14 protein-coding genes are annotated in these 21,567 nt (G+C 63.4%); 3 read left to right on the top strand and 11 right to left on the bottom strand.

Annotated elements, in window-relative coordinates:
• Positions 1 to 10: 10 nt before the first annotated feature.
• From MAFF_RS10410 to tagH, 5 genes are all read right to left on the bottom strand, one after another.
• Positions 11 to 2,584 carry a serine/threonine-protein kinase gene (locus MAFF_RS10410; protein WP_010910866.1) on the bottom strand — a complete coding sequence of 858 codons (2,574 nt, stop codon included), beginning with the start codon at positions 2,582 to 2,584 and terminating at the stop codon, positions 11 to 13.
• Complete coding sequence (locus MAFF_RS10405; protein ID WP_044550783.1) at positions 2,581 to 3,360, bottom strand: PP2C family protein-serine/threonine phosphatase; 780 nt, start codon at positions 3,358 to 3,360, stop codon at positions 2,581 to 2,583. The genes MAFF_RS10410 and MAFF_RS10405 overlap by 4 nt, the downstream gene beginning before the upstream one ends.
• A gap of 135 nt (positions 3,361 to 3,495) precedes the next feature.
• A complete protein-coding gene (gene tssM / locus MAFF_RS10400) occupies positions 3,496 to 7,026 on the bottom strand; it encodes a type VI secretion system membrane subunit TssM (RefSeq protein ID WP_010910864.1) in 3,531 nt (1,176 codons plus the stop codon).
• Positions 7,026 to 8,540: a type VI secretion system protein TssL, long form gene (tssL, locus tag MAFF_RS10395; RefSeq protein ID WP_010910863.1), complete on the bottom strand. Its 1,515-nt coding sequence runs from the start codon at positions 8,538 to 8,540 to the stop codon at positions 7,026 to 7,028. Before tssL ends, tssM (MAFF_RS10400) begins: the two co-directional genes overlap by 1 nt.
• Before the next feature lie 263 nt (positions 8,541 to 8,803).
• A complete protein-coding gene (gene tagH / locus MAFF_RS10390) occupies positions 8,804 to 9,883 on the bottom strand; it encodes a type VI secretion system-associated FHA domain protein TagH (RefSeq protein WP_010910862.1) in 1,080 nt (359 codons plus the stop codon).
• 247 nt (positions 9,884 to 10,130) lie between these two features.
• Between tagH and tssI the strand changes: the two genes are divergently transcribed.
• From tssI to MAFF_RS10375, 3 genes are read left to right on the top strand one after another with little or no spacing between them, the layout of a single operon-like run.
• Positions 10,131 to 12,458 carry a type VI secretion system tip protein VgrG gene (gene tssI, locus MAFF_RS10385; RefSeq protein ID WP_010910861.1) on the top strand — a complete coding sequence of 776 codons (2,328 nt, stop codon included), beginning with the start codon at positions 10,131 to 10,133 and terminating at the stop codon, positions 12,456 to 12,458.
• Between the two features lie 8 nt (positions 12,459 to 12,466).
• Positions 12,467 to 12,889, top strand: a complete 423-nt coding sequence (locus MAFF_RS10380; RefSeq protein ID WP_010910860.1) for a DUF6484 domain-containing protein — start codon at positions 12,467 to 12,469, stop codon at positions 12,887 to 12,889.
• Entirely contained in the window at positions 12,889 to 13,227 is a 339-nt protein-coding gene (locus MAFF_RS10375; protein WP_010910859.1) for a hypothetical protein, read from the top strand. The genes MAFF_RS10380 and MAFF_RS10375 overlap by 1 nt, the downstream gene beginning before the upstream one ends.
• Positions 13,228 to 13,253: 26 nt before the next feature.
• On the opposite strand, the gene MAFF_RS10370 is transcribed toward MAFF_RS10375, so the two are convergent.
• From MAFF_RS10370 to tssM (MAFF_RS10345), 6 genes are read right to left on the bottom strand one after another with little or no spacing between them, the layout of a single operon-like run.
• Positions 13,254 to 14,315, bottom strand: coding sequence for a hypothetical protein (locus MAFF_RS10370; protein WP_010910858.1), 1,062 nt, complete (start codon positions 14,313 to 14,315; stop codon positions 13,254 to 13,256).
• Positions 14,312 to 15,361, bottom strand: a complete 1,050-nt coding sequence (locus MAFF_RS10365) for a DUF4150 domain-containing protein (RefSeq protein WP_010910857.1) — start codon at positions 15,359 to 15,361, stop codon at positions 14,312 to 14,314. The genes MAFF_RS10370 and MAFF_RS10365 overlap by 4 nt, the downstream gene beginning before the upstream one ends.
• Positions 15,358 to 16,401, bottom strand: a complete 1,044-nt coding sequence (locus MAFF_RS10360) for a 3-oxoacyl-ACP synthase (protein ID WP_010910856.1) — start codon at positions 16,399 to 16,401, stop codon at positions 15,358 to 15,360. Before MAFF_RS10360 ends, MAFF_RS10365 begins: the two co-directional genes overlap by 4 nt.
• The gene (locus MAFF_RS10355) at positions 16,398 to 17,501 is read right to left on the bottom strand and encodes a DUF2169 family type VI secretion system accessory protein (protein WP_010910855.1); all 1,104 of its coding nucleotides are present in this window, start codon (positions 17,499 to 17,501) and stop codon (positions 16,398 to 16,400) included. Before MAFF_RS10355 ends, MAFF_RS10360 begins: the two co-directional genes overlap by 4 nt.
• The gene (gene tagF / locus MAFF_RS10350) at positions 17,501 to 18,043 is read right to left on the bottom strand and encodes a type VI secretion system-associated protein TagF (RefSeq protein ID WP_010910854.1); all 543 of its coding nucleotides are present in this window, start codon (positions 18,041 to 18,043) and stop codon (positions 17,501 to 17,503) included. Before tagF ends, MAFF_RS10355 begins: the two co-directional genes overlap by 1 nt.
• Positions 18,025 to 21,567 carry a type VI secretion system membrane subunit TssM gene (gene tssM, locus MAFF_RS10345; RefSeq protein ID WP_010910853.1) on the bottom strand — a complete coding sequence of 1,181 codons (3,543 nt, stop codon included), beginning with the start codon at positions 21,565 to 21,567 and terminating at the stop codon, positions 18,025 to 18,027. Before tssM (MAFF_RS10345) ends, tagF begins: the two co-directional genes overlap by 19 nt.

Below are 21,567 nucleotides of genomic sequence, written 5' to 3'. Positions count from 1 at the left end.
GCGTCCATATCTATCCGCCGAGCTGGAAATATTTGGCGGTGGCGGAGAACTGCGAGCCGTCGGCGCCGATCTCCTCGAGGATCTTTGGCAAAAGCTCGGAGACCGGTGTCGGTCTCGAGAACATCGCGGCCTGGATGTCCTTCGGTCCGGTAATCACCAGCATGATCTGCGGTAGGGGTTTGCCCGCCGCCTTGTCGGCGGCGCCTAGACCGATCGGGATGTTGAAGGTCGCCTTGTCGGTCTGCGCCACGATGCGATCATCGAGGTTGAAAGCGATGCCCCTGTGGTCGATCAGCATGACGTTGGAAATGAGGCCGCCGCGCGTTACCAGCGTGCCGCCGATCGGCGCACCATCCGGCACCGATGTCCGGTCAAGAACGAGCTGCGGACTTTCCACACGGTTCCGGTCGAGGACGCGCAGGAAGTTGGTCACTTCACACTGAGGCTGCTCGATGAGACGGACATTGATGTCCGGCTCGAGATGGAACCTCGAGCGAAAATCGTTGAGCATCTGCTCGAAGGGCTGTACGGCTGTCGCGAGGCCTTCGATAGCGGCGGAACTGGCGGTTTGTGATGTCAGCGACGCATAGAAACAGTCGCCGCCGCTGAAGTCGCGCACCCATGAGGCGCGTTGCGCCGCCTCGTCGACCGGCTTCGCCGGCGGAACCGCCGGCTTTGGCACATTGATCGCGACTTCGGTATTTTCGGGCCGTGTGGTTACCGGCGCCTGCGGTTGTTGGGACGGCTGCGCTGTCTGCGTCGGCTCTGATGGCGAAGTTGGTGGTGTCGGCTGGCTGGCCGTCGGGGGCGGGGCCGCCGGTTTGACCGGCGGGCTGGTTGGCTGCGCCGGCAACCGGCTCTCCGAGGCCGGCGGCGGGGAAGCCTCCGGCCTGGCCAGCTTGGAAAGGATCTCGACCAGCTCCGTTGCACTGGGTTCTGTCGCCGGCGGATTTGCCTGCTGCGCCGGCTTGCTCTCTGCCCCCGCCTGGCTTGGCGCGGACGTCTTCGGCGGGTTCGCGGTCGGGTTTTGGGCAGGCTTGATCTCGACCGGGGGCGCTTGCGCCTGACTGTTGGCCGTGGTTTCGGGCTGGACCGTAGGCGACGCTGGCTTGCCGACGGGCGGCGCTACCGGCGCCTGCTCGGCGGGTTGCCGCGCTTCTGTTGCCGGCGGCACCCCGGGCGCCTGGTTCTCAGCCGGCACCGGAGGTTTCACCTGTGCATCCGGTAGGGCAGGTGGGTTCACCGTCTCGATAGTGGCGGCATTGTCGGGTTTTGAAGGCTCTGGCTGAGGCTGCACCGGCGGCGGAGGGTTCGATTCATCCGGCTGCGGCGTCTCAGCCACCGGCTTGGGGGCTTCAACAACGGGTTTGGGCACCGGCTTCGGTGTCAGCGGTTTGAGTTTCTCTTCGGCCGGCGGAGGCGCTAGGATGCCGCTGAAGTAAAGGCCGCCCCCCAAAAGGACCGCCAGCGTCACGAGGCCGCCAGCGACAGCCGGCATCCGCGACGATTTTCGCGGCGCAGTCGGCATGGGCGTGCTGGCCGGCGCGGGCGCTGGCGCAGGCCGTGGCTGTGACAGATGCGCCGGTCGCACATGTTCAACAAAGTGTTTTTCGCCCGCGGAGGTCGAAGGCTGCGGCCCGGACTCGGCCAGCACCGTCCAGCCGGCGCGCGGCAAGCCCGAGCGGTCACGCGGACCATATGATGCCGGCGGCAATGTCGCGTCGACATCCTCGCCACGCGTTGCCCTGGCGATCTCGGCCATGCTGGCCGGCCGATCGCGCGGATCCGGCTGCAGCATCGCGGCAATGAGCTCTTGGAAATCGGGGTCGATGTCAGACAGGTCCGGCACGGTTCGGCGTTTCTCGATCACCTCGTATTGCGAGCCGCTCATATCGAGCGGCTTTCCGCGCAATGCCGCGGCGAGCACCAGTCCGAGGCTATAGATATCGGACTGCTCGCTGACCTCACCGCCATAGAGACCGAGCTGTTCGGGCGAGACGTAATTGTATTTGCCAGCGAACTTCCCGCCGATCAGCGTTTCACCGCCTACGGCGGCCGACCGGGCGATGCCGAAATCGATGATCTTGGCGCTTTCCACCCGCCCGCCAGGCAGGATGATGTTGTCCGGCGAGAGGTCGCGGTGAACCGCGCCCGCCTGGTGCACCGCGGCGAGCCCCGATGCCAGGCGGTGGCAAAGCCGCCGCACTTCTTCCCCCCGCATTGGTCCGCGACGCATCACGTCGAATAGTGATTGGCCGTCGACGAACTCCATCGCCAGATAGGGGCGGCCGATCCTCGGATCGATGGTGAAGACGTGATAGCGCACCACCGCGTCATGCGACAGGTGGTTGAGGATCGACGCTTCCTTGCGGAACAGCGACAGGATCGTCTGATCGCGGGCGAATTCGGGCAGTACGATCTTGATCGCCACATGGTCGCCGGTTTGGATGTTGTGGCCGCGATAGACTTCTCCCATGCCGCCGGAGGCGATCCTCTCGTCGAGTTCGTAAATGCCGCTGAGCTGCGTGCCGACGCCGGTATAGATGTCGTTCGTCGATATCCGGGTCTTGTCGTCGTCGCTCATCTCGCCAGGCTCTCCGCTCCGGACCGATCCGAATGGAGCGCACCGTTGCGCCCGCCGCCGATCTTCACGAGCACGATGGTCACATTGTCGGTTCCGCCGCGCGCCAGCACCGTTTCCAGCAGGCTTCGGCACGCCGCCTGCGGCGTTGCGGATATCACGGCTGCTTCGATCTCGGCGTCGCTGACATGCGCCGTCAGGCCGTCGGTGCTCAGGACGAAGACATCGCCCGGCATCAACTCGCCCTGCTGGAAATCGATCTCGAGCTCATCGCTGACGCCGACGGCATGGGTGATGACATGGCGGCGCGGCCAGGTCAGCGCTTCCTCCGCGCTGATCATGCCGCGGTCCAGCAGTTCCTGAACCTCGGTGTGATCCTTCGAGACCTGAAAGATCACGCCGTTGCGGACCAGATAGATGCGGCTGTCGCCGGCCCACAGGCAAGCGAAGCGTCCGTCCATTGCAAGCAAGGCCGCGAAGGTGGAGCCGATGGTGATGCCGCGGGATCGCGAGATGTCGCGGATCTCTGAATTGGCGCGGCTCAGCCGGTCTTCGAAGCGCGCGCGAAGGTCCGGCGCCGAGCTCGCAATGCCGATCGTCGCCAGATGATCGACGATGCTGGCCGACGCCACCTCGCCGGCCTCGTGCCCGCCCATGCCATCGGCCACCACCCACAGGCCGGTCTGCGGCTCTATCAGGTAGTTGTCCTCATTGTGGTCGCGCACGCAGCCCTTATGGCTCACGCCGAAGCTTTCGATGGGAAGGGCGATAGAGCTCAATTTGCCACCAAGCGCTTCGCGAGCGTCCTCTGTGACCAAGCATGGGCAGGGTGCCCAGGCCACTTTGCCACAAGCGAATACGTTAGAGTACCGAAATGAGGGCTGCGGCCGGCGGCGCGCTGGAACACAGCCATGTCAGAACGCCTTCGGACAGCTGAAGCCGGACAGGGCCGGCAGCAGGAAGGGACTGGTCCCCGGCCCGGTCTGCATCGTGTAAGCGACGTCTCGTCCGCCGATCACGAAGCGGGCTTCGGTGTTGGCGCCATTGGCGGTGATGGTCGCCTTGTCCAACAGACGCTTCAAGGCCCACGGTCCTTCGAATTTGAGAGCGGAGTCGCGGCCTGGCATTTCCGGCATCAGGCTGAGGCTGGCGGAACCAGAGGCAGTGCCGTTTGGCCAGGTCACTGTGCTTGGCGCATTCCCCGTCTGGCTGCTCTGGACGGTCTGGCCGTCAATGTTGAGAACCGCGTTGTCGGCGTCGCTGTTCAGCGAAAAAGGCGTGATGGTAATCGAAACCGACGGCACCGAGCCACCGGAAGGGAAGAAGGCGCTGCGGATTTCGGCGGCCGACTGAAATGATTTCAAGGTCGACTTCGCCAGGTCGCGGCTGGAGCGGACATCCTGTCTCCAGGTCCATTCCTGGCCGGTCATGTCGATCAGCGGCGCCAGGTTCTGCGCGAAGAAGCGGTCCATCAGCCCGCCCGGCGCGAAAAGCTTGGCGAAATCCGCTATCGAGATATCTTCGGTGCCGTCACTGGCGAAGGGATAGCGACCGTTGACCGCCTCCTCGCAGGCTCGTGTGACCGTCTGGTCGAGGTTCTGGTTGAGGTTGGCCACCGAGGCTTCGGCGACATTGCCTTCAAACTCGTCCGCTGCCGCGTTGACCATGCGCGCAAGCGGCTTCGGAAGGCGTGAGGCATTGGCGCGCAGCGTGGAGATCTGCAGCTGCAGGTTGGCGTTGACGCGTTCGGTTTGTGAAGGCACATCTGCCGAAAGCTTGAGGCTTTGAAATATGTCGCGGAAATTCCGCGTCAACGCATCGAGCGGCCGCCGTCCACTGACGCCGCTGACCAGGGCCTGGAACGGTCGAAACTGTGCCTCGACGCTCGCACCGGCATTCTGGGCTACGGCCGAGCCCAATCCGGCTCGGCTCTGCGACTTGCCGCCGGCGATCTGCAGGCCGATGCGTGCCAGACCTTTGGCCATGCTGGCGGGGTCTTCCTGCGCCGCATTGCTCTCGCCGTCGGCCGTGGTGTTCTGCTTCGTCAATGCAGTCTCATCGGCGATCGCGGTGAACAGCTGATCGAGAGGCGAGTCCGGCGCGGCGAGGGCGGAAAGCGCGAGATATTGCGGCCTGTCCTTGAGCAACGCCTTGAACTTGAGCTGGTCGAGCACGCGGTTCCATGCGGATGAGAATTCCTTGCCGTAGCGATCGATCAGTTCGGGGCCGAGCTTGGGCAGGTCCTGGTCGATGCCGCCCTGTTCGCCGCCTCCGCCGAGCACCCACTGGTCGTTGACGAGCATTTGCGCGATGCGCGAGAGCTGCGGCAGGAAGAAGCGGTTGAAGCCGGCGCGCGTGTAAAGTCCAGGAACGTTGAGATCGGCGAGGTCGCTGCCATCCATGCGTTCGAACAGAAGCTGCGCCTCAGGGCCGGCTTTCGCGGCGACGGAGAGGTCCTCCAGCCTTGCGGCGTAGACCGCCGACTTGATCAGCGCCGAAGCGCGGTCGGCAAGGCTCATGCGCCCAAGCGAGCGTTGCGCGGCCTCGATCAGTGGCTGGTTGAGCTCAAAGACGGGATCGTAGGCGTCGTCGAGCGCGAGCATGGCGCGCAGATGTTTTTCGAGCTGCGCGCGGCCCTCGCGGTTGTTCTCGCCGGGATAGCGGTTCTCTTCCCAATCCTGCCTCATCCAGGAAACAATCAACTCGTCATCGACCTTCGGAGCCTTGCCGCCAAGCATCAGGTAGATCTTCAACGGTTCGTAGAGTGCGATGGGATCGGCCATCTTGGCCTGGATGGTGCGCTCGGCCTGCACCAGCAGCCGGGAGCGGAATGTCCGCTCGAGCGCTTGCCGATAGGCGGTCCTGGAGGCTGACAGCAGCCTCTCGCGCTGGCTGAGCCCGAACGTCTCCTCGATCGGCTTTGCCTGGTCGCCGTTCTCGAAGCCGGCCGGCAGGTTGCGCAGCTGGTCGAGCGGGCCGATGACGTTTTCCAGGTCGACGTCGGTCACTGTCGTGCTCTTGAGCAGCGAATCGGCGCTGTCGCGATACTGTGCCATCGCCTGCCTGGTGGAGGTGATCAGCGATTTGTTGGCGAAGAAGCTGAGGCCAAGCACGCCGAGAGCCGCCGAGGCCGCCAGCGCAATAGCGGCGAGGCCGCCAAATCTCGCGAGCCTGGCGCGCCGTTCGGCCGCTCGGTCGAAGGATACCCAGCCCGATTCCGGGAAGATCACATTGGTCAGCAGATCGTGCAGGAAGAAGCTCTTGCCGGTGCCGGAAAAATGCGCCTGCGAGGTGCTGCCGAAGCTGCGGCCGATTGCGCCCAGCACCTGGTCGAACGGTGTTCCTTCCTGAGTACCAGAGGAGAAGTAGAGGCCCCGCAGGCTGACATTGACCTGCGATCGAGAGGCATCGAACAAGCTGGCGATGAAATGCGCTATCCGGTTCCTGAGGGCACCGAACTGTGCCGGGAAGCCGAAGATGGCGATGCGCGCAACCGGGTCGGCCTCTTCCTGCAAGCGATCGGCAATTTCGTCCGCCAAGCGTTTCGCCAGCCCGTCGAATTCGGCCGGCGCCTCGCCGGCCATGTTCCTTGTGCGATCGGCGGTCTGGAACGTCGCGCCCCACACCTTGCGCCTGCGTGCTTCGTCGAATTGACCGAAATAATCCATGAAGCCGGAGACGAGATCGGCCTTGGTGAAAAGCAGATAAACGGGAAACTGGATCTTCAGCGTCTCGTGCAGTTCGCGCAGGCGGCTTCTTATCTCGGTCACATGCGCCTCGATATGCTGGTCATCGAGGCCAATGAGATCGGCGAGGCTGATGGCCAGGATCACGCCGTTGATCGGTTGCCTTACGCGGTTTTTCTTGAGCAATCCGAGGAAAGCAAGCCAGCTTGCCTTGTCGCGCTCGCGGTCCGATTCCTGCGTGGTGTAGCGGCCGGCCGTGTCGATCAGCACCGCCTCATCGGTAAACCACCAGTCGCATGACCGCGTGCCGCCGACGCCGGCCACCGGCTGGGCATTGCCGGAGCCCGCAAGCGGAAATTTCAGCCCGGAGTTGACCAGAGCCGTCGTCTTGCCGGCGCCTGGCGGGCCGATGATGATGTACCAGGGAATATCATAAAGGAAGTTGCGCTTGCCGCTCGTCCGCTTCAGCGTCGCGATGGCCTCGCTCATGCGCGCTTCGAGCACCTGTGCATCGTCGTTGCGCTCGTCGCTGCGCACAATGGCCGCTTCGAGCGCCTTTTGCGCCTTGCGCCTTTGCCAGAAGCCGATGCCGTAGAACAACGCCAGCACCGCCACCGTCAGTCCGATGATGAGCGCCCTGAGCCACACGGATCCGAGCGGGCGGGTATCGGCGAAGCGGAGCAGCGGTCCGGCATACCAGACGGCGGCCGAGAAGCCGGCCAAGGCAAGCACGCTGAATATCCGCAGCATCCAGCGCATCAGTTGCCGTTCTCCGCCGAGCCGGCCTGCAAGGTCTCCTGTTTCGGGATCATCACGTCGACGCGGCGGTTCTTGGCGCGGCCGTCCGCCGTCGCGTTGTCGGCGATGGGTTCGTCTTCGCCCTTGCCGTCTACGCTCAGACGCGATGGATCCTTCAATTGCCTGGCGATCATCGCCTGCACGGCTTTCGCGCGGGCGACCGAGAGATCGAAATTCGATTTGAACGCGCTCGACTTCTTCGGCTTCACATTGTCGGTGTGGCCGACGATCTTGATCGGTCCGGCTTCGGCGTCGAGCGCCTTGGCGATATCGGCCGCGATCGGCTGGAACTGTGCCTTCAACTCAGCCTGGCCGGATGCGAACAGAAGCTGGTTGCTGATCTCGACAACGATGAAGTCGCCCTTCGTGCCGACGCCCAGCCCTCCGGCGGCGATCTGCTGGGCGAGTGCCGCGCGGATGCGGTCGATCTGCGTGGTGTCCGGGTGGATCGGTGACGGCGGCTTGGCTTGCACCGGTTCGGCGGGCGCCGCCACGCTGGCGCGTTCAATGGTAACCGGGGCGGAAGGATTGAGCGCCAGCAGCGCGCCGGCGGTTGCATCGCCTTCATCGGTGATCAATATCCGCAGCCCGAAAAAGGCCACCGTCACCAGGGCCGCCGCGGCTGCTGCGATCGCCCATAGAGGCAGCCGCCCTCCTGGCCTGGCCATTGCCGCCGCCATGCCTTGCCACCGGGGCGAAATGTCCTCGGCGGCGCGCGGCCTGAAATAGCGCAGCGTGTCGTAGACGTCGCGCCGGACGCGCTCGAGTGTGTTCCGTTCGCCGGACAATTCCCGATACTGGCCCTCGAACCCCAGCGACAGGCAGGCATGCATCAATTCGAGCAGGTCGTAATGCGCTTCAGGCTTGGCGAGGATGTTGTTCAGCGCTTCATAGAAGCCGGTGCCTGTCGGTCGTGTGTGGAAGAACTGCACCACCAGACTGTGCTGAAGCCAGGTTTCCTTGTTCGGCCAGGGCAGGTTGCCGACGAGATCGTCGGTGGTTTCGCAAAGCGCAAATTTCGCGATCCGTGCGTCTTCTTCCCCAATACCGGCTTTGGCGATAGTGTGGTCGAAGGTTTCGATGGCGTCTGCGATATGCTCCGCCAAGGCTGCGGCTTGCCGTTCGACTGGTATCAGCCGTAGCTGACCGAACAGCATGAGCAAGGGGGCCGCGGCGGCAAGAATAGGATTTGCCGCGGCATACTTCACGCCAGCTGTGGCATTGAGCAAGGCGTCCTGCTGCAACGCCGGCGCCGCCGCGGACTCAGCTCCGTGGCCGGCTTCCTGAAAGACCATGGTTTCGGACGACCAGCCGGGGGGCATTTGCCGGCCGAGCCCGGGGTCGAACACCGTCGATTCCCTGGAGGGTGATGGCGCACCGGAACTATCGGGAGCCACGCGCGGCTTTTGCCTTGGCCGTGGCGCGCGGATGACGGTTTTGTCCGGCGGCTCGGGGGGATCGTCCTTCGAGCTCATCGGCGCGCCACCGTCGAGAGGCGCCTACCAGGCTGGGTATCAACAGCGAGCCGGATGGAAAGACTGATCCTGCCGAAACATGACATTCCTGCACACGCCCCAAGCCACGCCGCTTTGCCAGCCAGGCAAGCACCCATGCGCTATCCTAGTCGCACCGCAAGCCGATTGAAATCGGAAAGCAGGATGATCAAGGAAGCGGCTTCTTCTGCGAGGCCCCTCACACAGCCCGTAGGAGCGTTGCCGACGACATTTGCCGAGCGCGGCTATTTCTGCTTGTCAGCCTTGGCGTAGGCTTCGGCGAAATAAGCGAGGAAGACATCCAGCATGCCGTTTTCGTGCTTGTCCTCCATCGTCCGCCACGTTGCGACGAGCGCGTCCCAGGCCTGGCTTTTCCTGGACGAAAAGGACGCAGGCGGGATTCTTTTGGCGATCGCCTCCGGCGACAGGTCGTCGAGCAGCCTCGAGAGCGCGGCCTGCATGGCTGCGTAGGTAGCGATTTCGTGGGTCTTCAGGTCTCGGAACGCATCCTCGATGCTGTGTCTGGCATCGAGATAGCCGGCCCGGCGCTTGGCAAACATGATCTCGAGTATGTCGTCGGTGCCCGGCACAAATTTCAGCGGGTTGTTGTCCTCGGCGCCGATCATGGTGCGGTGCGCGCTTTTGGCGAGCACCTTGGCCGCGGCGCGCGCCTTGAGCAGCAAGGACAGTTGCTCGACCGTGGTTCTCAACACCGCACCGATCTCGGCAGCGACGTCATGCGGGTCGCGCGACTGCAACAACTCCGGCGATAAGCCGGCGGCCCTGGCGATATCGCGCAGTATCCCCTCCGCTTCCCCTGGCTGCTTGGCCGGGACAGCGGGGCTGGACTGCAGCACAGAAGACGCCGGCACCGGCGTTACCTCGGCCGGGCGCTGCTCCCCCAAATTGTGGAATAACGCGCTGCCGAGTTTCAGCGGTGTCCCCGTCGAGGGCGGCAACTCGCGTTGCGTCGAACCGGTCCTGGCTTGCGGATGACCGGTGGCGACGCGCTCTTCGTCGACCGAAACGGCGACGACGTAGCGGCCGATCAGCAGCCGGTCGCCTTGGGTTAGCCGATGCGGCGCATTCATGCGCTGGCTGGAGCCGTTGACGAAGGTGCCGTTGCGCGAGACATCATGAAGCCAGAACGTGCCGGCCTGATAGCGGATTTCGCAGTGCCGGCCCGAGATGAACTTGTCGGGATCGGAAAGTGTCCAGTCACAATTTTCGCGCCCGATTTCGAAGCTGCGGTCGCGCGCGGCATAGCTCGCCGCGATGCCTGGTGGCAGCCTGTCAACATTGCTGATCTGGAGTGTAATGAACATTCGACGCCACTGGCAAACCTGAAATCCTAGACATTCTAGCATCTTGCCAGCGTAGTGGGAGAGGTGCGCTTCACTTGAATGCACGCTACGGTTTAACCATTGCTTCTGTTTGGCCTCCATCAAACATATGCTAGGCTTGCAGCGGTCCGATGCGGTGAATTCGAATACCTCCCGAGCGTGACGCAGTTTACGGAGCGGGGGCTTCAATCCATCACACTGGCGGCCGCGTCGAGGAGGGGCACGCCCCATGCCGAACGAACGTGCCACGGTTGTACACACGCCGGTTGGCGCCGATGTGCTGACCTTCACCCATCTCGTCGGTCGTGATGAGATCAGCCGAAGTTTTGCCTATACTGTCGGGTTCGTCAGCAAGAGCCGTGACGTCGATCCGCTGAAGATGCTGGGTGGCGTCGTTTCGGTCGAAGGTGAATCCGATCCAAAGCGCTGGTTCAGCGGCCTGGTGTCGGATTTCAAGCTTACACGCATAGAGGATCGGCTGGCCTACTACGAGGCCACCGTCAGGCCGTGGCTCTGGTTCCTCGGCAACACCACCGATTGCCGCATTTTCCAGAACATGACCGCTGTGGAGATCGTCGAAAAGATCTTTTCGAAATACGGTATCGCAAAATTCGAGAAGCGCCTGCAGGGCTCGTATCCATCACGCGAATACTGTGTCCAGTATGATGAGAGTGATCTCGATTTCGTGCAGCGGTTGTTCGAGCACGAAGGTATTTTCTATTTCTTCGAGCATGATGAGGACAAGCACACGCTCGTGCTGTGCGATGCGATGAGCAAGCTGAAGCCGGCTCCAGGCTACGAGAAGGTGCTTTATAATTTCGAGGGCTATGGCTCGCGACGCGACGTCGAATACATCACCGAATGGATTCCGGGCAGTGCGGTGCGGCCAGGCGCCTACGCCCACACGGACTATGACTTCGAGAAGCCCGGCGCCGATCTGATGGCGAAGTCCGCCCAGTCTTTCAGCCACAAGGAGGCTTCGGGCGAAAACTACCGCCAGCCCGGAGCGCATCTCGATGTCGGGCGCGGCGATACGATCGCCGGGATCCGCCGCGAGGAACTTCAGGCAGTGCATCAGCGCAATACCGCCGTGGGTACGGTGCGTGGCCTTTTTTCCGGCTGCAAGTTCACGCTCGAAAGCTTTCCGCGCGACGACCAGAATGCGGAATATCTGGTTGTGAGTGCCGAATACCGACTGTTCGATCCGGGCTACCGGACCCAGAACGAAGCCCACAGCGAGAATTTCAAGGTGGTGCTGGGCGTAGCGCCCACGAAATTGCCCTATCGGCCACCGCGCATCACGCCAAGACCGATCATGCGCGGCCCGCAGACGGCAACGGTGGTCGGCCCTTCGGGCGAGGAGATATTCACCGACAAATACGCGCGGGTGAAGGTGCAATTCCATTGGGACCGCCTTGGCAAGAAGGACCAGAACTCGTCCTGCTTCGTGCGTGTGTCTCAGACCTGGGCCGGCAGCGGCTGGGGCTTCATCCAGATCCCGCGCATCGGCCAGGAGGTCATCGTCGATTTCATCGAGGGCGATCCGGACCTGCCAATCATCACCGGCCGCGTCTACAATGCCTCCGAGATGCCGCCTTACGCGCTGCCGGGCAACGCCACGCAATCGGGCTGGAAGTCCAATTCCTCGAAAGGCGGCGGCGGTTACAACGAGCTCATGTTCGAGGACAAGGCCGGTTCCGAACTGGTCAATTTCCAGGCGCAGAAGGACCACCATCTGCTGATCAAGCACGACCGCAACAAGACGGTGCAGCACGACCAGTCCGACCGCATCGACCATGACGCCAAGCACTCCGTCGGCCATAACCTCGATGAGGACGTCGGCAACAACAAGACGGTCAAGATCGGCGTCGACCAGACGACGAACATCGGGTCGAACGACACGGAGACGGTGGGTGCGAACCGCTCGCTGACGGTGATGGCGAACGAGACGATCCACGTCGTCGCCAATTCGACGGAAAACATCGACGCCAGCCACTCGCAGACGGTCGGGCTGGTGCAGACGGTGACGGTCGGCGCGGCGCGCGTCGATACCGTGGGCGCCACTGAGACACGAAGCGTCGGCGCGGCGCAGATGAATACGATCGGGGCTTCACGTTCGGTTACGGTGGGAGCGGGGCAGAGCCACGATATTGGGGCGGATGATGGCTGGAACGTAGAGGCCAGCCAAAGCATCGAGATCGGCGCCGATCAGGGCCTCAAAATCGGCGGCGCGCAGAACACCGAGATCGGCAAGACATGGACCGTCAAGGTCGGCCAGGATGCCTCGACCCAGATCGACGGGGCGCACGAACTCAAGATCGGCAAGAAGAGCCTCACCCAAGTTGGCGAGGATGCGGGGATGGTGGTCGGCAAGAACCTGACCATCGAAGCCAAGGACTCGATAACGATCAAGACCGGTAGTGCCGAGATCCTTATGAAGAAGGATGGAACGATCACCATCAAGGGAAAGGACATTACGGTCAAAGGTTCGGGAAAGATCAATGTCGACGCTTCGAGCGATATCGTCATGAAGGGCAGCAACATCCTGCAGAATTGAGGTTCGAAATGGTTGCGTTGAAATCGCGGATCGAGGGTGTCGTTATCGGGGTTCTGTTGGGCTTCGAGGAGGCCACGCCGCTGGTCGTATTTGCAGGCAATCCAAAGGAGACCGCCCTCAAGGCTAAGAGCCTCGTCGCGCTGGGTCCGGACGCGATCGCCTCCGAAGTGGCACTGTTGTTCGAGGAGGGGGATCCACTACTTCCGCTGATCGTCGGACGCATTGTCGATCCGACCCGCGACCCGCGGCCGCGGGCGTTCAGTGACGGGCGCCAGGTGCGGATCCATGGCGAGGAACGCGTCGAACTCCGCTGCGGCAAAGCGACCATCGTCCTCGAAAAAGACGGTCATATCACCATTCGCGGCACATATGTCACCAGCCATGCCAGTGCGGCAAATCGTATCCGCGGTGGCTCGGTCAACCTCAACTGATGCCGCGCGCACCCGTCCTTCCGAAAATCGTGCGCCAGCACGCGGAGATGGCGGCGTTCCTGTGGACAGTCTACGACCGGCACCTGCTGCACCCGGACGAGAATCCCGACATGGACGCTGAGCGGCTCGCGCGGCTGGTCGAGCGGCTGGAGGCGCATTTGGACGGGCTGTGGGTGGCGGGACCGGAGGGCAAGCGGATCGCTCAGCAACGGTTCGCCGAATATCCCGAAGCGGGCGAGCTGTTCGTCATGCGCATGCTGGAGGCGAAGCGCCCGATCCCGATCACAGAGCTGGACCTCAAAAAGGTCAGAGAATATCTCGGGGCGAACGGGGTATAGATCGCTAAGCAAGCTGCCGCGCCCGCTTATCCGTCGTGGCGTACTTCTTCCCATACGTCGTCCGGCAGGTCCGTGATGACCCAGGCGTTTTGCCGCCGTTTGGCGACCCCCTTGTGATCGAAATACCACAGCACGCCATCCGCGACATCAATGAGCAACGGGCTTTGCAGTTCGTCCGGCAGGGCAATCTCCTCTTCCAACTGCAAATCCTTGCCGAGGACATGGATCACCGTATCGCCAAGAAGGTGGGGCCGGCCACCGACTAGGCAGATGGAATGGTAGTTCTCGGCGAAGCCCGGCTGCGAGAAATCCTCGAAGCCATCGGGATCCCGACCTGCGACGATCAGACCACCGCCGCCCGCCGCTAGAAAGCGACCGTCCTGTAGCACGATAACATCCTCAAGATAGGTGTTGCCGGGTAAGTCCACGCCTGTCCAGCGGCGTTTATTCCGCACGTACAGGCAGCCGATTTCGCCTGCCACCTGGGTCTCGAAGCGCTCCTTCGCGGCAAGGTATTGTGGCATCGTGCCTGTCTCTGCGATCCGGGCGAGTTCGGCTTGCTCGGCGGCGGTCGGCTCACGGAAGGCTGCGGCGGTGTTGCCGCATGCCGCCCACTCCCCATTCGCGTTTCGCGCCACGGCTTCGAATGCGTTGTCGCCCAAAGCCTCGTCATCCGAGTCGGCTATTCTTGTCCACGCGTCCCGTGTGTCGCGCACATAGACTTGCGAGCCATATCCGCAGGCAATCAGTTCGTCGCCCAATTGCCGAATTTGGCTCATCGAGCCACGGCCCTCTTCGTCGTCGCCGGCGCCCGCCTCCGGAATCTGCTCGCTGGCAAATTGCTGGCCGACGAAGCTGACATCGCCGTCGATGCCGAGGGCCGCGAGCAACGCGCCGTGACGCCAGCCGTCGAGTCTCGTCAGCCACACGAGCGTCGATTCGAAATGCACATAGTTCCATTCAGGCATCCCCGGCGCTCGGTGTAGCGTAAGCCTGCTGAACTGCGGCCCGTCCTCGAGCAGGCCGGTCGAAATTGCGAAGCCGTCGGCAGACAGCGCACAGGCCGCCCAGATATCGTAGTTGCTCATGATATTGTCGTGTTCAGCATTTTGCTCGCTGCCGCCTTGTTAGGAAGCGTACCTGACGTGCGGCCGACCTGGTTCGGCCCGATGTTTGCCGTCTGCCTGGTTACCGCGGCCTTTGCCTTCGCGATGCACGCGGCCGTTGGATTACCGTTCTTATCCTGCTTGATGTCGCTTATCGTCTTCTTCGACTCAGCGATAATGTCACCGAGGTTCGCGGTGTTCCAGGTGCCGTTGCTTTTCATAGTCTCAATATGCGCCTTCTTGGCCGCGCCTTTCAGATTGGCCGGTACCTTTTGACCGAGCTTCTTGAGCGCTGCCCGCTCCTTCTTGTGGATCTTCTTGTGCGCCGACTTGCTGATACAGATGCAGACGCCTTCACCGATCGAGGGCGCGTTTTTCACGCGCTCGCCGATGTTCCGCTTCTGCCTGCCGAAGGTCCGCGTGATGGTCGAGGCGCCAGCCGCCCCAGCGGCGATCGCCTGGTCCCGCGTGCCCGTGCGGTAGGCCTTGTCCGGAACGATATGATGCGCCTCGCCGGGAGGCTTCGCGTTCGCGCAGGCAGCGGCGATGTCATCATAGGAACCGACGAGGCAGTCCGCGTCCTGGCCGGGTTTCAGGTCGGCGGCCGCGACCTTCGGCCAGGGCGGTGCATTGCCGACCGGCGAGGCATGGTTATTCGTTGAGATGTCGGTAAACCGGCTGATCGGCTCTCCATCCATCTTGACGTTGCCGGACCAAGCTTCGGCGTACTCCTTGCCGGTGTTTTGCGAGCTGACGACGCCCTTTTTCGGCGCACACCCCGCTTCGGTCCCCATGGTCTTGGTGTAGTAGGACTGGTTCTTCTGCGTGACGGTCTTGCCGCCGATCTTGACTGTGCTCGTCCCTTTGTCCGTGTCGGAATCCGTGCCGAAGCTTGGGTAGGGAATCGGCACGCCGGGCGGCGTGGCCGGCGTCTGCGGTGGCGTGAAGCAGACATCTGGAAAAGCCGCGATCACCTGATTGGTCTGCGCCTTGCAAGCGATCTCGAGCCCATTCGCGAACACGGTCATGCGGCGACCCGCCTCCGCGGCATTCGGCCCGCGGTCAACAGCATCGCACCGCAGGCACCGTCGTCGCCCGAAGACTCGATCAGCACCGGATCGCCTCGGTCGTAGCCTTTCTTGGCAGCGGTTATGGCCATGCCAACCGTCATCGGCACGACAGCGGCTCCGACATTGCCGAGACTTTCAGCTGGGCTCCAGAAGTCTTGGAAACCATGATGGCCTCGGACGAGCCGCAACGAGGCAATCGCTGCCTGCTTGAAGAAATAGCTCTCGCCGATCAGATCCGAAATCCGGTAACCGACATCGCGCATTTCCATCCCCGAGGCGTCCAGAGCCATGCGGTAGGCTGCGGTCATGCCGTCGCCGCGGAGAGGAAGATCGGTATGGTTGTAGATATAGGCCGGCTCGCGGGCCAGGCCGAGGCCGAGGAGGCGCATGGTGCCGCCGCCTGGGCGGGTGCAGAGGATAGCAGCGGCAGCTTCGCCGGGGATGAAGCCATTAGGGTTGTCTGGGGTTAGCAGGCGTCGTTCGGCCAGATAGTGGTCGATCGTCAGTCCCGCCAGATAGCTGTCGACGCCGCAGATCATTACGTAAGGTACGCTGCGGTCGGCCAGCAGCCGACGGGCCTGGTCGAGTGCGACGTGGCCGGAGGGCCGGCCGTGGGCGACGATTCGCGTTCGGTACGGCGAGGCGATGCCGGTGATCTCGGCGATGCGCGCAGCGAGGCGTGCGGCTTCCGGGGCGAGCCGGCCGGGCCGGTCTTCTTCGGCGAGGCAGAGGATGAGCGCTGCTGTGCCATGTGCGTCAGGAACGGGCTCGAAGGCCTCGAGGATGGCGGCCGCAGCCATGTGGGCCAGCCGTTTCTCTCCTGTGAACTTGCGCGGCAGCGGCACCGGGGCGCCGACCAGCCAGCCGCCGCCGGGGCCGACGAAGCGGGTTTCCTGGAAGCCATCGAGCTTGGCGCGCATCGCGGCGCATGCCGAGGGGGCGTCGAGACCGACCGCGGTCACCATGCCGATCGAAACGATGTCGAGCTCGAGTGTCATGCCTCCTCGATTTCTTCTTCCGCGTCAGCACCATTTGCACGGACATAGGTTCGCCCGGTCGCTCGTGCGCGCAGCATGGATTGCGTCGGCGGCCCGATCCAGCATTCCGAAAAATCGAGGATCGTGCGCTTGAGCCGCTGCTGCAACCGCCAAACCAGCGAGAATCGTCGATTTTCTAGATCGAACAGGATGGTGTCCGGAGACCGTTCACCGTCGAATACCTTGTCCTGCTCCTTGAACAAGGTCATCTGCAACGCCGTCGCCGGCAGGCGGAAAACCTCCTTGCCCATCGGCGTCAGATTGATCAGCTGCACATCCTCGCCGCCCCTTGGATGGTCGATCTGCTGGTCCGGTGGCGCCATCTGGAAATAGCGCTCATCGAAATCGGGGGGTAGGAAGGGAAAGATGTTATCAGTCCAGTTCTGGTCGTAGGTGCCGCCATACTCGATGCGGCCGGGCCACCCACGGCCCATCGGTCCGAAACTCATTGGCTTGTAGTCGCCGAAGGGTGAACGAATTTCTTCGTTAACCGCTTGCGTGTTCGGCAGCCGCAGGCCGGGAATGAGACGCTGGTTCTTGGTGCGCGACCATCCGGTTCCGACCGGGTTGTATTTATAGCTGGCGGGAAGCTTGTCTTCTGGATCCAGCCTGTCGACGCCACCCCAGGCAACGTCATAGGAGATCGGCAGTTTCAGGAAGGGTTGCGGCGACGTGGCGGTAAAGACGGGGCCGATGGAGCGCCATTCGCGGTGGCCAACCACCTCGAACAGTTTTGACCAGTTGCCGACCTTGATGCCGACCGGCACCCGCTCCGCCGGCCGTCCGCCCGGCGCATAGGCGCAGCCATTGGCGATCACGTCGCAGCGCGGCTTGCGGAAAGCGAAATCCGTCTCCCACAACGTTGCCGAATAGCCAGGCACACCGGTTTGCGTGTCGGCCATGACCAGCGGAACCTGTTCAGCCGATTTCTGCACCGGCCCGCCAGGGTTCGTCGGAAAATCGAAAGTGCCCTTGACCACGACCACGATCCATTCGTGGCCGGCCTTGTCCATGCCCATGGTGAACTGATGCGGATAGCCCATCTGGTTCCAGATCTGCATCAGCTGGTCTCCCAGCTTGCGGCGAAGATCTGCTCCAGCACCGGCTGCGGCGCTTGCTGATCGACATCGAAAATATCCGTATGCGCCGTCCACGCCACGAACTCGTCGATGAGATCGCCCTCGTCATCGATCAGCGGAACGGGCAGGGCGGCCAGTGCCGCGTCGAGTTCGTCGGGCGTCAACTCGCCTCGCTGCGCAGCCAAGGCGTGGGTCTCGATGCTTTCGAACCATGCGTCCGAAAAAGCCAGCTTAAGGGGCGCCTTTGGCAGCCTTGCGACGACGCTCAATGGAAATTGCCGGCCGACCCTGTCGGCGCTTTGCAGTACAATGCCGGCCGAGGCGCCGAAGGAACCAGGCCCGCTGAGGAAACGCAGCGCAATGTGCTGCGGCCAGGTTTTGAGTCCGAACAGCGGCACGATATGCCGCGCCAGCCAGCGGTCCCATCCACGCACGAAATCCGCCGGCAGCCGCCGGGTCACGAAATCGCCGGTGGCGGGCATCTTGCCATAGAAGCCGGGCACGATCAGATCTGCGGCGGACATGTGAACTTCTTGAACATTTCGAGCGTGTAGGGGTTCTCGACGCTGGCGGCCTTGAGTTCGAAATCGGCCCACATCCCCTTCGTGCCGAGCCGCAGGCTGTAGACGTCGGTGAGCTTGGTCGCGGCGAAGCGGCCGCCGCGCAGCATTCTGAGCCACGCCCAGCTGCCGGTCTCGTTGAGCATCACTTCGGGCGAGCCGTCGACCGGCTGGAAGGCGAGCGAGATCACCCCGGTGCCATCCTTGCCGGGCCACGTCATCGGTTGCGGTCTGGTGGCGTTGTTGTAGTAGACGAGGTTCTGGCCATCGAGGTTAAGCGTGACCCGCGCCACGTTGGGGGAGAGGTCCTTGGGCTCCAGCGTGAAGTTCATCACCGGGCCGGTGCCGCCCGGAAACAGATCGTCGCGAATATGCCTCGCCTGCTCGAACGCTGCGAGCGCCGCCGGGTCGAGGCCGAAATCGGCACGCCATTTCCACGGCTCGCTTGCGGTGTCGACATAGTTGATCAAATGGTCGGTGGTGAAGGCATCGATCAGGCCGGTCGGTCCGAACAGACGTTGGAAGTCGCGCACATTGACATCGACCGCGCTGTCCGGGCTGAACGGATAGCGGTTGTTGAGCGCCGCCTGGCAGAAGGGCAGGATGTCAGCCCGCCAGATGGCGTTGAGCTCGTTGGTGACGGCCTTCTGCGACAGGCCGCTGGTGTCGCCGGCAATGCCGCCCAGCCACTCGTTGATCGGCGAGGGCAGGATCTGCGCCTGCCTGGCGACCGCGCCTGTCAGTTCGGCGAGGCCGCCCTGCTTCTTGATCGCATCCTGCGGGTTGGGATTGGCGGTCACCGTCTGCAACACATTCGACAGCGCCGTCAGCGCCACGACGGCGGCGTCGAGCGCTGGCGGCTGGCCGTCGACCTGGGCGATGGTGCCTTTGAGCGGCTTGAAATGATCAGCAACCAAGCTGCCGGTCATGTCCACCTGGTTGGCGGAGCCGGCACGCGGCAGGAGCTTGGCGCCCGAGGTCACCACCTTGCCCAGCTTGCCGAGTTTGCTGAGCAGCTTGGAGCCGCTCTTGGCGGCAGCGCCACTTTTGTCGTCGGCCGGCGCATCGTCGGAGCGGGTGAGGTCGGTCTCCTGCACCACTGCCGTCAACAGGCGCTTCAGCGCGGAGTCGGCGCTGGAAAGATCCTTGAGGTTTTCACTGGCGATGTTGAGATCTGTAAGCGGCGCAAGCCGCATGTCACGCAGGAAGGAGTCCCACTGGGCGATATAGTCGTCATAGTAGAGCTTCAAGATGTCTTGCGAGAGCGCCGAGACCGACGTCTCCGAATTCTCCGAGCAGCCGCCGGCAAACACCGCGCGATCGAGGGCCGCCTGTCCGGCTACATCCTCGACCCGGTCGAGGATCGCGTCGTGGAAACCGGCATAGGTGTAGGGGCCAGGAACGCCGACGCGCAACGTCTTGTCGGAGCGGCGCGCGAACACCTTGGCGCCGTTCGGCCCGGCGAAATTGGCCGGCACCCATTCCTTGAGGGCGGCTACTTCCGGGTCGGCGAGGAGCTGCTTGTAGGCGCGCTCCGGCAGTGAGATCGTGCATACAGTCTTCAGCGCCTCCGCGACCAGTGCCTTGTCCGGGGCGATGTAGCTGTCGTCGACGGCCATGCGGCGGATGGCGGCGATTTGGTGCTCTTCGGCGTCGGCCGTGGGGAAAGGCGGAGCCGGCGCGAATTGCGGCAGGCTGTTCACCCACCAGTTCTGGACGAAATCGGTGTCCATCTGCGACAGGCCGGTCATCATCCGGTAGGTCTTCAGCGCGCCAAGCATGAAATCCGGATCGCGGATTTGCCGCCACATCGTGGCCTCGAGCAGGGCGACCATATGCGGCTCGAGCACGTTGCGCAGCGCATGGTCGTAGGTATCGGTCTGCGCGCGCACCAACTCCGGCGAAGCGGTCGGGCCGAGCAGATTATGGACGGCGTCTGGTGGCGGCGTTCGGGCGGTCGCCACCGCGTCCATCGCCGCCAGCGCGCCATCCATGGTCGGCTGCTCGACCGCGGCCGGCGTGGCGGCCACTTGCGTGAGCGGCCCCTGCAGGGCTTCGAACTGGCCGGCCTGTTCGGTGATCGCATTGCGGTTGTCGAGGTAGGACCAGGTGAACAGTCCGCCGGCCAGCAGGGCCGCGAGCGCACAGGCGGCGGCGGCCCCGCGCCAGATCCAGGCGCGGCGGCGCTGCGCCAGCGGATCGAATGTGCCAAGGCCCGCCTCCTTGAAGATCACTTCGGTGAGAAGGTTCCTGAGGAAGAAGCTGCGCTTCTCGACGCGCGCCGCCGGCATGGCGCGGCGCGGCGGCAGCCCGAAGGACGATGACAACGCCGCGGTCAGGCGGTCGATGGGGGCTCCTTCCTGTGTCGCCGATGTCAGATAAAGGCCACGCAGCCATGCGGCTTCCTCGTAGCGGCTTTCGCCGAACATGGCCTCGATCAACACCTGGATCGGCCCGCGGAGGCTCGCCAACTGCGCCGGAAAACGAAAGATCTCGGCGCGCGAGGCAAGCTTGTCTTCGTCCTCAAGGCGCGGCACCAACCTTCGCTCCAGCTCGGTGCCAAGCCTGGCCAGCTCCGCCTCGATCATGCCGGCGTTGACGCGGGCATCCAGCGGAAAGGTGGTTCCCCACACTTGCTCGCGCGCACTTGTCGACAAGCCGCCGAAGAAGGCTTCGAACCCTTTGATCAGGTCGGCCTTCGTCAGCATCAGGTAGACAGGCAGACGAATCTCCAGGCGATCGTTGAGCTCCGCCAGTCGGCGGCGGATCTTGCGGCCGTGCGCCTTGATCGCTTCGTCGCCCTCCGAGAGCGCATCGATCGACAGCGCGACGATGACGCCGTTGAGCGCGCGCCGGCCCCGGTGCTTCTTCAAAAGGTCCAGGAAGCCCAGCCATTCTGCGGCGTCGACGTCCGGCTGGCTCTCCTGCTGGACGTAGCGGCCCGCAGTGTCGATCAGCACTGCGTTCTCGGAGAAAAACCAGTCGCAGTTGCGCGTGCCGCCGACACCCTGCAGATCATCGGTCAGATCGATTGGAAAATTGAGGCCCGACTGGCGCAATGCCGTGGTCTTGCCGGTGGCCGGAGGCCCGACGATCACATACCACGGCATCTCGCGCAGGAATTTCCGTCCGCCGAGCTTGCGCCGCTTGAGCTCGGCCATGACCTCGCCGAACTTGGCACCGACGGCTGCAACGCTCTCCTCGCCGGGGGTCAGCTGCTTTTCGGTCACGGGTGCCGCGATCTCGGCGACGAACATGCGGTTGGCGCGGATCGCGCGCCGTTGCGCGATGATCAGCCAGATCAGCCACAGGATGATCAGCCCCGCGATGATGGCGATGCGCACATTGTCGGATTCGAACGGCGCGTACTGGCCGACCTGGACGATCGGGCCGAACACCCAGATCAAAAGCGAAAGCAGCGCTATGCCGATCAGCGTCCAGAGAAAGCGCGAAGTGATGACCGCCCAGAGGAAGCGCAGGATGAACAT

It is taken from the genome of Mesorhizobium japonicum MAFF 303099, assembly GCF_000009625.1.
GTDB classification, from domain to species: domain Bacteria; phylum Pseudomonadota; class Alphaproteobacteria; order Rhizobiales; family Rhizobiaceae; genus Mesorhizobium; species Mesorhizobium japonicum.
The sequence above is the reverse complement of the archived record's forward strand: the minus strand, read 5'-3'. Positions and strand labels throughout refer to the sequence as shown.

Excerpts from the sequence above, each read along its gene's own strand:
- MAFF_RS10410 (WP_010910866.1), bottom strand. The coding sequence starts at position 2,584 with ATGAGCGACGACGACAAGACCCGGATATCGACGAACGACATCTATACC.
- tssM (WP_010910864.1), bottom strand. The coding sequence starts at position 7,026 with ATGCGCTGGATGCTGCGGATATTCAGCGTGCTTGCCTTGGCCGGCTTC.
- tssL (WP_010910863.1), bottom strand. The coding sequence starts at position 8,540 with ATGAGCTCGAAGGACGATCCCCCCGAGCCGCCGGACAAAACCGTCATC.
- tagH (WP_010910862.1), bottom strand. The coding sequence starts at position 9,883 with ATGTTCATTACACTCCAGATCAGCAATGTTGACAGGCTGCCACCAGGC.
- tssI (WP_010910861.1), top strand. The coding sequence starts at position 10,131 with ATGCCGAACGAACGTGCCACGGTTGTACACACGCCGGTTGGCGCCGAT.
- MAFF_RS10380 (WP_010910860.1), top strand. The coding sequence starts at position 12,467 with ATGGTTGCGTTGAAATCGCGGATCGAGGGTGTCGTTATCGGGGTTCTG.
- MAFF_RS10375 (WP_010910859.1), top strand. The coding sequence starts at position 12,889 with ATGCCGCGCGCACCCGTCCTTCCGAAAATCGTGCGCCAGCACGCGGAG.
- MAFF_RS10370 (WP_010910858.1), bottom strand. The coding sequence starts at position 14,315 with ATGAGCAACTACGATATCTGGGCGGCCTGTGCGCTGTCTGCCGACGGC.
- MAFF_RS10365 (WP_010910857.1), bottom strand. The coding sequence starts at position 15,361 with ATGACCGTGTTCGCGAATGGGCTCGAGATCGCTTGCAAGGCGCAGACC.
- MAFF_RS10360 (WP_010910856.1), bottom strand. The coding sequence starts at position 16,401 with ATGACACTCGAGCTCGACATCGTTTCGATCGGCATGGTGACCGCGGTC.
- MAFF_RS10355 (WP_010910855.1), bottom strand. The coding sequence starts at position 17,501 with ATGCAGATCTGGAACCAGATGGGCTATCCGCATCAGTTCACCATGGGC.
- tagF (WP_010910854.1), bottom strand. The coding sequence starts at position 18,043 with ATGTCCGCCGCAGATCTGATCGTGCCCGGCTTCTATGGCAAGATGCCC.
- tssM (WP_010910853.1), bottom strand. The coding sequence starts at position 21,567 with ATGTTCATCCTGCGCTTCCTCTGGGCGGTCATCACTTCGCGCTTTCTC.